Here is an 11,623-nt window from a genome sequence, read left to right as displayed (position 1 = left end):
GTTCGCGGGTGCTAAGGAACCGGATCGAAACCGCTGCCACCCCACGGATGGCAGCGCAATAGCCGCTTCAGGGTCAACCAGCCACCCCTAAACGCACCGTGGCGTTCCAGCGCCTCGATCGCATAAGCCGAACAGCTGGGGGCAAAGCGGCAGGTCGGCAACATCACGGCCGAAGGGCCAAGCTGCCAGGCGCGCACAGCCAGGATCAGCAGGCGCTTCACCGGCGTTTGCCCGGCCCGCGCGGACTGCGCGGCGGATCGCCCTTGCCCGCGGCCACGCGCGACAATGCCGCCTGAAGCTCGGTGCGCAACAGCGCAAAATCGCGTTCGATGCCGCCTTCGCGCCCGATCAGCACATGATCGGCCCCGGCGATCCCGCTGGTCGGCAGAATTTCGCGCAGCAACGCACGCAAGCGGCGCTTCATCCGGTTGCGGCACACGGCATTGCCGATCTTCTTGGTGACCGTCACGCCGAACCGGACATCGCGCAGATCCTGCACGTCGGGCCGCACCAAAAGCACAAATCCGGGCCTTGCGACCCGGACTGCATGATTGGCGGCAAGGAAATCCGCCCGTTTGCGGATTATGCCGATGCGCAAGGCACGCGGCTGCGCCACATCTGCCGGGGCAGGGGCGCGGCCCGGTGCGGGGGCATCACCCCCCACGGCCAGGTTCAGGCCGACAGCTTCTTGCGGCCGCGTGCACGACGCGCGCGCAGGATGTTGCGGCCACCGACAGTGGCCGTGCGGGCGCGAAAGCCGTGACGACGGGCGCGAACGAGGCGGCTGGGCTGAAAGGTGCGCTTCATGAGACTGCTCTTTTTCGTGTTCGAATGGACGAGGCAGACCTTGGTCACCGCATGGACGAATCCGACAGTGCTGCGGGTCTGTGCTCGGGAATCAGGCCGCGGCGGATACGCAAACCGCGCCGCTACGTCAAGTTCGCAGTCAAAACCCGGACAGGGATCGGCCGCGGCGGCATCAAAAAAAGCCCGGCCGTTGCCGGCCGGGCTGAAAAGTTTGGGAGAGGATGCCTGAAAGGCAGGGTCTTTTTGCAGCGCACACCGATTTTGTGCAAGTGCGAAAGGCACAACGTCGATTGCAATTTCTGCAATTCAGGGCCCGCCGTTCAATGCGCGAGAAGCAGCGGAATCGTCGAACGATCAAGCAAGGCGCGTGACACCCCGCCCAGCAGCAGTTCACGCAGGCGGCTTTTGCCGAACAGGCCCATGACGATCAGTCCTGCACCCTGTTCGCGCGCGAACGCTTCGATCGAGGCGGAAATCGTGTCGTTGCGCTCTGTCTCGTGGCATTCGGCGTGGATGTCGTGGCGCGAAAGATAACTGGCCGCCTCGGCCGCGGGGAAATCATCGCTCTTTTCGCGCACCGTCAACAGATGCACCGCACTGGCCAGATGCAACAGCGGCAGCGACGCGCGCAAGGCCGCTGCGCCTTCGTGCCCGCCATCCCAGGCAACCACCACCGGATGGTCGAATGTCAGCAAGGGCACGCCTTTGGGCACGGCCAGCACCGGCACCCGCATGCCCAGGCCGATCTCCTCAAGCGTCGGGTCTTCCAGGCTGGTGACGACGATATCGGTAAAGCGCGAAGCGCTGGCAATGCCTTCGATCCGGCCTTCATCGACCACCACCACGTCAAACGCCACATCCTGCGGGGCAAGCCGGGCATCAAGATCGCTGGCAAGCTGCTCGTCACCGATGCGCACGTTGTTGATCGCATCAGCCGACAGCGCAGCGCCGCCAAACGGTTCCCACAGCGCCAGCTGGGCAAACGGCGTGGCAATCTGGAACGTGACATGGCCGCCGACCGCACGGGCCAGGGACAAAGCGGTTTCGACCCGATCGTCGAGCGTCGGGGAATTGTCGACGGGGCATAGAATTGAGCGCATGGGGGTCTTCCTTCATTGCGATGCCTGGTGATCTGCGCCCCCGCGGCCGAATCGGCCATGATCTGCATCAATTCGCCAACCATTGACCGCTTGCCAGGTTTAAGCGAGCCATTAAGGAACGTGGCCGGGAGTTTGATGATGGCACACCGGTTCGAATGCGTGATTTTCGATTTTGGCGGGGTGATCACCGCTTCGCCGTTCGAGGCGTTCAACCGGCTTGAGGCCGAACGCGGGCTGCCGCACGATTTCGTCCGGCAGGTCAATGCCACCAATCCCGACGGCAATGCCTGGGCATTGTTCGAGCGCGCCGAAATCGATGCCGCGACTTTCGACACCCGGTTTGCCGCCGAGGCGCAGGCGCTGGGCCATGCGCTGGATGGCGCGTCGGTGCTGGCGGTGCTGGCCGGTGCGCTGCGCCCGGCGATGGTCGCAGCGCTCGACCGCCTGACCGCGGCCGGGTACCGCATTGCCTGCATCACCAACAATGTGCCCACCGGCCATGGCGCGGGCATGGCCCGCAGCGGCAATCGCGCCGACGCGCTTGAGGCGGTGTTTGCCCGGTTTGAACACGTGATCGAAAGTTCCAAGGCGGGCGTGCGCAAGCCCGATCCGCGGATCTATGCGATGATGTGCGAACGGCTGGGTGTGCCCCCGCAGGCCTGCATCTATCTTGATGACCTGGGCATCAACTGCAAACCCGCCGCCGCGATGGGCATGCACGCGATCAAAGTGACCAGCGGCGAACAGGCGCTGGCCGACCTGTCGGCGGTGCTGGGTCTGAATTTGGTCTGAAATGTCGCAATTTGGATTGATCAATCGGTCCAAGCTTGCAATCGCAGACGGACCGACGGCTGCGCCGCCTTCAGACACAAGAGTGATTCATGGCCAGAAAGCTTTATCCCGATGCCGCTGCCGCGCTTGACGGCGTGTTGCGCGACGGGTTGCTGATTGCGTGCGGCGGGTTCGGCCTGTGCGGCGTGCCCGAACGCCTGCTCGATGCGGTGCGCGCCTCGGGGGTCACGAACCTGACCTTTGCTTCGAACAACGCCGGCATCGACAACGAGGGCATTGGCCGGCTGCTGCGCACGCGGCAGGTGAAAAAGATGATCTCGTCCTATGTCGGCGAAAACAAGGAATTCGAACGCCAGTACCTGTCGGGCGAGCTTGAGGTCGAATTCTGCCCGCAAGGAACCCTGGCCGAACGCATGCGTGCAGGCGGTGCGGGCATTCCCGGGTTCTACACCAAGACCGGCGTCGGCACTTTGGTGGCCGAAGGCAAAGAGGTCAAAAATTTTGACGGGCAGGATTATATCCTGGAACGCGGCATCTTTGCCGATCTGGCGCTGGTCAAGGCGTGGCGCGCCGATGAAGCCGGCAACGTGGTGTTTCGCAAGACCGCGCGCAATTTCAACGTGCCCGCCGCGCAATGCGGCAAAGTCTGCGTGGTGGAAGTCGAGGAAATCGTACCCACCGGCAGCCTTGATCCCGATGCCATCCACCTGCCCGGCGTCTATGTGCAACGCCTGATCGTGGGCGCGCCTTATGACAAGAAGATCGAATTTCGAACGACCCGCGAACGGGAGACAGTATAATGGCGTGGACCCGCGACGAAATGGCGGCCCGTGCGGCGCGCGAGTTGCAGGACGGGTTTTATGTCAACCTGGGCATCGGCATTCCGACACTGGTCGCCAATCACATCCCCGCCGGGATGACGGTGACGCTGCAATCGGAAAACGGCATGCTGGGGATCGGACCGTTTCCGTTTGACGACGATGTCGATCCCGACCTGATCAACGCGGGCAAACAGACCATCAGCGAACTGCCGCAATCGGCCTATTTCGACAGCGCGGCCAGCTTTGCGATGATCCGCGGCGGGCATATCGACCTGACCGTGCTGGGCGCAATGGAAGTGGCCGAAAACGGCGACATCGCCAACTGGATGGTGCCCGGCAAGATGATCAAGGGCATGGGCGGCGCGATGGACCTGGTCGCGGGCGTGAAACGCGTGATCGTGGTGATGGAACACACCGCCAAAGATGGCAGCCCGAAGTTCATCCCCGCCTGCACCCTGCCGCTGACCGGCGTGGGCGTGGTTGACATGATCATCACCGATCTGGCGGTGTTTGCGCGCGCCGATCATGCCAGCCCGTTCCACCTGGTCGAACGGGCCCCGGGGGTGACCGCCGAGGAACTGGCCGCCAGGACCACCGCGCATTACCTGGCATGACGCCCGCGCTGATCACCGCCAACCGCAATTATTCAAGCTGGTCGTTGCGGCCATGGCTGCTGATGCGCGCACTGGGCATCGCGTTCGAGGACCGGATCGAACCGTTTGCGCACCCGGTGAACTGGCACGCATTCCGCGCCTTTTCGCCCACGGGGCAGGTGCCCGTGCTGATCGATGGCGACACCACCGTGTGGGATTCGCTGGGCATCACGCTGCACCTGGCCGAACGCCATCCCGGGGTGTGGCCGCAGGCGCCTGACGCGCGCGCCTTTGCGCAGTGCGTGGTTGCCGAAATGCATGGCGGTTTTTCGGCGCTGCGCAATCGCTGCACGATGAATGTCGGCGTGCGCGCCACCCTGGCCGAAGTGCCGGCCGATCTGGCCCGCGACATCGCCCGGATCACCGAGATTTTTTCCGAAGCGATGGCCCGGTTTGGCGGACCTTGGTTAACCGGTGCGGCGTTTACCGCCGCCGACGCGTTCTATGCGCCCGTCGCGTTCCGTATTCGCACGTATGGCCTCGATGTCGGCACAGCCGGGGCACAGTGGGTTGCGACGATCCTGGCGCATCCTGCGATGCAGGAATGGGAGCGCGCAGCGCTTGGCGAAACCTGGCGCGAGGCCGAGCACGAGGCCGATCTGGCCCGCTGCGGCATGGTGACAGCAGACTATCGCACGGGCTGATGCGCACCGATCCCGCGCGATCATGCAACCATCGCGCAACGTGTGCGCAGCGTAACCACATCAATTCACGAAACCTGCAATGGCGCCCTTAAGAAATTGCCGTGATCTGCCGTCCTGTTGCCCGGGATAGACGCAAAAGCGGGGGCACGCGGTGTTAGGGGCAAATTTCGGTGACGAGGGATTTACGCCTCGGGCCACGCGCGTCAGTTTCGACCTGCCGGTGCGCTATCGCCTGGGGGGAAAGACCGCGCCTGTCATGCTTAAGGACCTGACCACGCATGGCGCCCGCATCGAGGGATTGGTCGGCCTGCGGTATGACGAGGTCATTACGCTGCTGCTGCCTTCGTTAAAGCCCAAGGCGGCGGTTGTCGTGTGGGTAAAGGGTGTTGCCGCCGGCCTGGAATTTCAGCAACCGCTGCATCCCGATGTGTTCAACACATTGGTGCGCAAACACACCGCCAGCCAGCGCAAGGCCGAAGCAGCGCAGGCTGCCGCGACCCACAGGCCAGGCCTGGCCCATCTCGCGTCGTGACCAAAACCGCCGAATGAGGCCTGTCAGGGCGCCTCGTTCAAATATTGCGAAACCACCAGCCAGCCTTTGAACGGGCGCAGCGAGCCAAGGCAGCCCAGCGCCAGGATCGGCACCGAAACCAGCGCATGCACCCACCACGGTGGCGACCACGTGACCTCGATCCACACCACGATGAACACCAGCGGAAACGCGGTCAGACACAGGGCAAAGAACGCCGGGCCATCGTCGGCATGGGCAAAGCTGTAATCAAGGCCGCAGGCCGGGCAGCGCGCCGCAAGTTTCAGCCAGCCATCAAACATCGACGCCTGCCCGCAGCGCGGGCACACCCCGCGCCAGCCCGAGCGCACGATGTGACGCAGCTTGTCATTTTGGATCAGTGCCATGACCTGTCTTCCGGTACGAGGTGGGTGCACCAATAGGCCAGTGCGACGGCAGGCGGCAAGCGTTCGACTTCGCCGTGCCGCGCGTGTAGATCATGCGCCTCGGGGGAGATGCATGAACCAGGATTCTGTGATGCCGCGCGACGTGACGCGGCCTGCGATCGGCACTTTGTCGCGCTGGACGCGCGCGGGACTGCTGGCGTTTTACCGCCGGCAGGGCTGGCGCGCGGTGGGCACTCCGCCCGCGCATGGCCGGTATGTGATCATTGCCGCGCCCCATACGTCGAACTGGGATTTCGTTTATTTCCTGGGTCTGGCGCAGGAATTGAAGATCGACGCGCATTTCATGGCCAAGGACAGCCTGTTCCGCTGGCCGATGGGGCGGTTCATGCGCGACATGGGCGGGATATCGGTCGATCGATCGGGTCGGCACGACATGGTCGGATCGATGGTGGCCGAATTCGCCCGCCGCGACCGCTTCGTCCTGACCGTGGCGCCCGAAGGCACCCGCAGCAAAGTGCGCGGCTGGCGTTCGGGGTTCTATCACATCGCGATGGGCGCGGGCGTGCCGATGGTGGTGGGGATGATGGATTACGCCACGCGCACCGGCGGGCTTGGCCCCGAAATCATGCCCACAGGCGATTACCGCGCCGACATGGCGCGCATTGCCGAGGCCTATCGCGACGTTACGCCGCGCCACCCGGATCGCGGCACCACCGATCTGGAAACGATGATCAGCGGGGGCCGCTAAGCGTCGGATCGCGCGTCGTGCGATCCGGCACCAGCCGGTATTCCTCGACCGGCCGGCCATCGCGGATGTGTTCAACCAGGATGCGTTCAAGCACCGCCGGGCTGCACGAATGGTACCAGACGCCTTCGGGATAGACCACCGCGACCGGTCCTGCGGCACAGACGCGCAGGCAACCTGCCTTGCTGCGCAAGACACCCGCCGCGCCGCCCAGACCGAGTTCGCCCAGCCGGCGTTTCAGAAACGCCCAGCTTTCCTGGCCTTTTTTGCGCGGCGCGCATTTGTCCTTGTCGGGATCGACGCACAGAAATATGTGCCTCCGCGGCGCAAACCCGCCCAGCTTGTGCAGCGCATGTTCGGCCTGTTCCACCGCGTCGGTCATGTCAGCATCCAGGGTTCCAGCGTTGCCACCATGGCATCGTCGAGCGGTGCGGGCCGGTCATCGATGATCGATACCAGCACCGACCGGGCCGTCGCCACCGGCACGTCGTGCTGCAACAGCAGCTGGTGCAAGGTCCAGCTGGTTCGCCCGACCGCGACAGGTGCTGCCAGGCATTCGATCGGATCGGGAAAATGCGCCTGCGCCAGGTAGTTGATTGCCACCGCGGCCACCATGAACCGCCGCCCGCCAGGACGCCGGTCGGCCCGAAACCCGATTGCAAACGAAAATCGCACCCGCGCGTCTTCGAACATCGCGGCCATCGCCACATTGTTGAGATGGTCGTTGGGGTCAAGATCGGCAAAGCGCGTGGTGATCTGCGTGCGATGGCGATAGCGCGCGGGATCGAGCAGATGCGGTTCGGGTTTAGGCATCAGCCCTTCTTGCGCGCGATCCGGGTAATTTCGGCGGCGACCATACGATCGACCATGGCCGGCAGATGCTTGTCCAGCCATTCGGCCAGCATCGGGCGCAACAGTTCGCGCACCAGGCTTTCAAGCGAAGTTTCGCCCGACCGCACGATCTGCGGCGGGGCACCGGGTTGCGACAACAGCGCGAGCGCCTCAAGCGAATCGCGCATCGCCGAGGCCGTGGCGGCGTTCAGCAGCGGGCCATCACCAGGATCGGCGGCCTGCGCATGGGCCGCGGCAACAGGGTCTGCGCCCAGCACTTGCGCGGCCACTTCGCCCAGATCGAGCACATCGCCAAACCGGTCGCGCAGTCCGGCATCGCTGCCCGGCTCGATATCGCGGCGTGTTGCTTCGACACGGTTGTCGCGCGCGATTACTTTCTTGATCGATGCAAGGATTTCCTCGACCGAGGGTTCACCAGCCTGCCGCATGCCCGTCGCAATCCCGAATTTGACCCTGCGATTCGGTGTTGCACCGAATCGCTTTCCTTCAACCGCTTAACACGCCCCCCCCGGTTACGGTAGCGGTTGCGGCGGAACCTTGGCATCCTGCGCCGGGATCGCGCTGGTCGGGGTCGATTGCCGCACCGGTTCGGGATCGCGGTGCCAGTCGTTGGCATCGCGTTCGGTGCGTTCGTAATGCACCTGCGGATCGTAGAGTGCAGCGCCCAGATCCTCGTCCAGCGCCAGGTCTTTGGCCTGCGCCTTGCCCATCGCTGCCAGCAGGTTGAACCCGGCGACATAGGCATTGCGCCGCGCGGTCACCAGATTGACCTGCGCGTTGACCAGTTCCTGTTCGGCATCGAGGATATTGAGGATCGTCCGATTGCCCACGGTGTTTTCGGCGCGCACCCCTTGCAGGCTGAGCGCGGCAGCATCGACCGCGGTCTGGTTGAGCGCGATCGAATCATTGGCCGCCTTGTAGGCGGCAAAGTCGGCGCGCACCGTGGCGATCACTTCGCGCTCTACCGAAATCTCGTGTTCGTCGGCGGCGCCTTCGTTGGCCTGGGCCTGGCGGATCTGCGCGCTGGGCAATCCGCCCTGATAAAGCGGGATCGTCGCCTGCAATCCGATCTGCGCGGTGCCGATATGCGGAAAGCTGCCGACGGCAACGGCCTGCGCGGGCAGCGTGCCCAGAAAATTGGTATAGGCGGTCGATCCCACCACGGCCACTTTGGGCAGGCGCGAGGCGTCGGCAGTCCGTACGTCATAGCCGGCCGCCTTGGTGGCCAGCCGCGCTGCGACCAGATCGGGATTGATCTCGAGCGCGATCTGCACTGCCTCGTCGGGCGTGTGCGGCAGGCCGGCCAGCGGCGGCGGCACATCCAGCGTGTCGGGCGCATGGCCGACCACTTGCACAAAGTGTTCGCGCGCGGCGATCAGCGATGATTCGGCGCTGCGCAAGGTGGCGCGCCCTTGCGCCAGCCGCGAATTCGACTGGGCCACATCGGTGCGGGTGACATCGCCGATTTCGAACCTGTCGCTTGTCGCCTTCAGGTTGATTTCCAGCACTTGCACATTGCTGCGATTGAGCGCGACGATCGCCGCATTGAGCGTGACATCGAGATAGGCCGTGACCACCGAGGAAAACACCCCCGTCTCGGTGCTGCGCAAGCTGGCCTGGCCCTGGCGCACGCGCACTTTGGCAGCATCGATCGCGCTGCGGATACCGCCGCCGGCATAGACCGTCTGGCTGAACGAGGTGTTGGCCTGGAACGTGTCGCTCGGATAGAAATCGTAGATTCCGCTGGCCTGCTTTTCAATCGTCTTGGCATAGCTGACCGACCCTTGCAGGCTGGGCAGGCCCTGCGCGCGGGCGATCGGCACATTTTCATCGGTGGCGCGCTGGGTATCGCGCGCAGAGGCCAGATCCGGATTGGTCCTGTACGCCGAAACCAGCGCCTCGCGCAGTGTTTCAGCGTGCCCTGCCACAGGCGCCAGCACCACCGCCGCACCGATCAGCGCACCGGTCCATTGTCCCCCGCCCCCAAGCAAGATCAGAAGCTCCAGCTTTTCTTCGCAGCAAACGCCGCAATCGGGGCAAAGTCGGCCTCGGCCAGTTTGGTAAACACCAGTTCGCCACCCACCCGGCGTCCGAACGCCAGACGCGCAACCCCGCGTTCGATCAGCCCGGTGACCACGCGGCCACCATCGGCCAGCACCGCCGACAGCGCCGCCGGAGCAACCTCGATCGCGCCGTCGATCAGCACCAGCGAATAGGGCGCCGCCGCGGTCCAATCGCCATCGGGCGCCACCACGGCAACCTTGGCCACAAGCTGCCTGGCCAGCGCGCCAAGATAATCACCCGGCGTGCCGATCACCAGCACGTGATCACCGGCCACCGGCTCTGCTGCGGTCAGCATCTGTCCGTGGGTCAGTGCGGGCGCCAGCACGGCACCCTGGCCCAGCGGCACGGCGCGGTCGATATAGGCAATCGCACGGCGATCCCGGGGCACGAATTCCTCACGCGGCAGCGCGGCAAACGCCGCCAGAATGGCCGGATCGTTCACGCCGCTGACGCGCAGCTGGCTGTCGATCATCGCGCGGCGTGCAGCGTCAAAGCCCACGCGTTCTTGCACCAAGGTCATGAATTCCCTCGTTAGCTGATGTCCGGACGGGCGTGCCCATGCCGCAATGCCGGATCGGATCTGAGCCAAAGCTCTAGATTATCGTTCCGCCCGCGCCAAGTTATTTGCATGTCGTCCGTCGAGGCGTAAGGGCGTTTGTCGAGTGCACGGGTTCAACAAAGGTGCGAAGACCAATGGCAGACATGGTGATCATCCGCGAGGCAGACCTGATCGACAGCGTTGCCGATGCCTTGCAATATATCAGCTATTTCCATCCGATGGATTACATCCGCGCGCTGGGTCACGCCTACGAGGCCGAACAGGGGCCCGCGGCCAAGGACGCGATTGCCCAGATCCTGACCAACAGCCGGATGTGCGCCGAAGGCCACCGCCCGATCTGCCAGGATACCGGCATCGTCAACGTGTTCGTCAAATGGGGCCAGGATTGCCGGCTGGACAGCGATCTCAGCCTGCAGGACGTCGTCGACGAGGGCGTGCGGCGCGCCTACACCAATCCCGACAACACCTTGCGCGCCTCGGTCCTGGCCGACCCGGCGTTTACCCGCCGCAACACCCGCGACAACACGCCGTGTGTGCTGCATGTCGAAATGGTGCGCGGCAACACGGTCAGCATCGATGTCGCCGCCAAGGGTGGCGGCAGCGAAAACAAGTCGAAATTCAAGATGATGAACCCCAGCGATTCGATCGTCGACTGGGTGATCGAAATGCTGCCGCAGATGGGCGCGGGCTGGTGCCCGCCGGGCATGCTGGGCATCGGCATCGGCGGCACCGCCGAACACTGCGTGCTGCTGGCCAAACAGGCGCTGATGGAACCGATCGACATGGCCCAACTCAAACTGCGCGGCGCGCAGACCGATATCGAACGCCTGCGCATCGACATCTTTGACAAGGTCAATGCGCTGGGCATCGGCGCACAGGGCCTGGGCGGATTGTCGACCATTCTCGATGTGAAGATCATGGATGCGCCGTGCCATGCCGCGGGCAAACCGGTGGCGATGATCCCCAATTGCGCCGCCACGCGCCACGCGCATTTCACGCTCGACGGCTCGGGCCCCAGCTATCTCGAGGCGCCAAGGCTGGATGAATGGCCGCGCGTGCAATGGGCCCCCGATGCAGCGGCCAAGCGGGTCAATCTCGACACGCTGACCCCCGAACAGGTGCAGGGCTGGAAACAGGGCGATCGCCTGCTGCTCAATGGCCGGATGCTGACCGGACGCGATGCCGCGCACAAACGGATCAAGGACATGCTGGCCAAAGGCGAACCGCTGCCGGTCGATTTCGCGGGCCGGGTGATCTATTATGTCGGCCCGGTCGATCCGGTGCGCGACGAAGTGGTGGGCCCGGCCGGACCCACCACTGCCACGCGGATGGACAGCTTCATGGACATGATGCTGGGCCAGGGCTTGCTTGCCAGCGTGGGCAAATCCGAACGTGGCCCGGCAGCGACCCAGTCGATCGCCAACCACAAGTCGGCCTATCTGATGGCGGTTGGCGGCGCGGCCTATCTGGTGGCGCGCGCAATCAAGCAATCGCGCGTGGTGGCCTTTGCCGATCTGGGCATGGAGGCGATCTATGAATTCACTGTCGAGGACATGCCGGTGACGGTGGCGGTCGATTCCGCCGGGCAGAACGTGCACCAGCTGGCCCCGCTGGTTTGGAAGAAAAAGATCGCCGCCGAAGGCCTGCTGCCTGTGTGAGTGGGCGTGTTCG

General features: G+C 64.4%; 17 protein-coding genes. 7 read left to right on the top strand and 10 right to left on the bottom strand.

Annotated features, from left to right (window positions below; all coding sequences use genetic code 11):
* Window positions 1-11: 11 nt before the first annotated feature.
* The 4 genes from yidD to G404_RS0113715 form a co-directional block, all read right to left on the bottom strand.
* Window positions 12-221: a membrane protein insertion efficiency factor YidD gene (gene yidD / locus G404_RS0113730; protein WP_028641600.1), complete on the bottom strand. Its 210-nt coding sequence runs from the start codon at window positions 219-221 to the stop codon at window positions 12-14.
* Window positions 218-616 carry a ribonuclease P protein component gene (gene rnpA, locus G404_RS19110; RefSeq protein WP_342663719.1) on the bottom strand — a complete coding sequence of 133 codons (399 nt, stop codon included), beginning with the start codon at window positions 614-616 and terminating at the stop codon, window positions 218-220. Before rnpA ends, yidD begins: the two co-directional genes overlap by 4 nt.
* A gap of 56 nt (window positions 617-672) precedes the next feature.
* Window positions 673-807, bottom strand: coding sequence for a 50S ribosomal protein L34 (rpmH, locus tag G404_RS0113720; RefSeq protein ID WP_028641598.1), 135 nt, complete (start codon window positions 805-807; stop codon window positions 673-675).
* A gap of 320 nt (window positions 808-1,127) precedes the next feature.
* A complete protein-coding gene (locus tag G404_RS0113715) occupies window positions 1,128-1,907 on the bottom strand; it encodes a universal stress protein (protein ID WP_028641597.1) in 780 nt (259 codons plus the stop codon).
* A 138-nt stretch (window positions 1,908-2,045) separates the two neighbouring features.
* Between G404_RS0113715 and G404_RS0113710 the strand changes: the two genes are divergently transcribed.
* From G404_RS0113710 to G404_RS20765, 5 genes are all read left to right on the top strand, one after another.
* Entirely contained in the window at window positions 2,046-2,699 is a 654-nt protein-coding gene (locus G404_RS0113710) for an HAD-IA family hydrolase (protein WP_211230788.1), read from the top strand.
* A gap of 89 nt (window positions 2,700-2,788) precedes the next feature.
* Window positions 2,789-3,499 (top strand): CoA transferase subunit A, encoded by a 711-nt coding sequence (locus tag G404_RS0113705; RefSeq protein WP_028641595.1) that lies wholly within the window; start codon window positions 2,789-2,791, stop codon window positions 3,497-3,499.
* Entirely contained in the window at window positions 3,499-4,134 is a 636-nt protein-coding gene (locus G404_RS0113700; protein ID WP_028641594.1) for a 3-oxoacid CoA-transferase subunit B, read from the top strand. The genes G404_RS0113705 and G404_RS0113700 overlap by 1 nt, the downstream gene beginning before the upstream one ends.
* Window positions 4,131-4,817, top strand: coding sequence for a glutathione S-transferase family protein (locus G404_RS0113695; protein ID WP_028641593.1), 687 nt, complete (start codon window positions 4,131-4,133; stop codon window positions 4,815-4,817). The genes G404_RS0113700 and G404_RS0113695 overlap by 4 nt, the downstream gene beginning before the upstream one ends.
* A 151-nt stretch (window positions 4,818-4,968) precedes the next feature.
* Window positions 4,969-5,349 (top strand): PilZ domain-containing protein, encoded by a 381-nt coding sequence (locus G404_RS20765; RefSeq protein ID WP_028641592.1) that lies wholly within the window; start codon window positions 4,969-4,971, stop codon window positions 5,347-5,349.
* 23 nt (window positions 5,350-5,372) lie between these two features.
* Here G404_RS20765 and G404_RS19105 read toward each other — a convergent pair whose 3' ends face one another.
* On the bottom strand, window positions 5,373-5,732 hold the full coding sequence (locus G404_RS19105) for a DUF983 domain-containing protein (RefSeq protein WP_084601338.1): 360 nt from the start codon (window positions 5,730-5,732) through the stop codon (window positions 5,373-5,375).
* Between the two features lie 112 nt (window positions 5,733-5,844).
* Between G404_RS19105 and G404_RS0113680 the strand changes: the two genes are divergently transcribed.
* Window positions 5,845-6,480 (top strand): lysophospholipid acyltransferase family protein, encoded by a 636-nt coding sequence (locus G404_RS0113680; RefSeq protein ID WP_245584532.1) that lies wholly within the window; start codon window positions 5,845-5,847, stop codon window positions 6,478-6,480.
* Here the strand turns inward: G404_RS0113680 and G404_RS19100 are convergent.
* The 5 genes from G404_RS19100 to G404_RS0113655 form a co-directional block, all read right to left on the bottom strand.
* Window positions 6,464-6,859, bottom strand: coding sequence for a (2Fe-2S) ferredoxin domain-containing protein (locus G404_RS19100; protein WP_051280699.1), 396 nt, complete (start codon window positions 6,857-6,859; stop codon window positions 6,464-6,466). The two genes, G404_RS0113680 and G404_RS19100, sit on opposite strands and share 17 nt — an antisense overlap.
* Window positions 6,856-7,290: an acyl-CoA thioesterase gene (locus G404_RS0113670; RefSeq protein ID WP_028641590.1), complete on the bottom strand. Its 435-nt coding sequence runs from the start codon at window positions 7,288-7,290 to the stop codon at window positions 6,856-6,858. The genes G404_RS19100 and G404_RS0113670 overlap by 4 nt, the downstream gene beginning before the upstream one ends.
* Complete coding sequence (locus G404_RS0113665) at window positions 7,290-7,757, bottom strand: DUF2497 domain-containing protein (RefSeq protein WP_028641589.1); 468 nt, start codon at window positions 7,755-7,757, stop codon at window positions 7,290-7,292. The genes G404_RS0113670 and G404_RS0113665 overlap by 1 nt, the downstream gene beginning before the upstream one ends.
* 84 nt (window positions 7,758-7,841) lie before the next feature.
* Window positions 7,842-9,320 (bottom strand): TolC family outer membrane protein, encoded by a 1,479-nt coding sequence (locus tag G404_RS0113660; RefSeq protein WP_051280689.1) that lies wholly within the window; start codon window positions 9,318-9,320, stop codon window positions 7,842-7,844.
* Between the two features lie 2 nt (window positions 9,321-9,322).
* Window positions 9,323-9,913 (bottom strand): protein-L-isoaspartate O-methyltransferase family protein, encoded by a 591-nt coding sequence (locus G404_RS0113655; RefSeq protein WP_028641587.1) that lies wholly within the window; start codon window positions 9,911-9,913, stop codon window positions 9,323-9,325.
* Between the two features lie 173 nt (window positions 9,914-10,086).
* On the opposite strand from G404_RS0113655, the gene G404_RS0113650 reads away from it, so the two are divergent.
* Window positions 10,087-11,610 carry a fumarate hydratase gene (locus G404_RS0113650; RefSeq protein WP_028641586.1) on the top strand — a complete coding sequence of 508 codons (1,524 nt, stop codon included), beginning with the start codon at window positions 10,087-10,089 and terminating at the stop codon, window positions 11,608-11,610.
* The last annotated feature ends 13 nt before the right edge of the window (window positions 11,611-11,623 follow it).

The sequence above is a fragment of the Novosphingobium acidiphilum DSM 19966 genome (assembly GCF_000429005.1).
Taxonomy (GTDB): Bacteria; Pseudomonadota; Alphaproteobacteria; order Sphingomonadales; family Sphingomonadaceae; genus Novosphingobium; species Novosphingobium acidiphilum.
The sequence above is the reverse complement of the archived record's forward strand: the minus strand, read 5'-3'. Positions and strand labels throughout refer to the sequence as shown.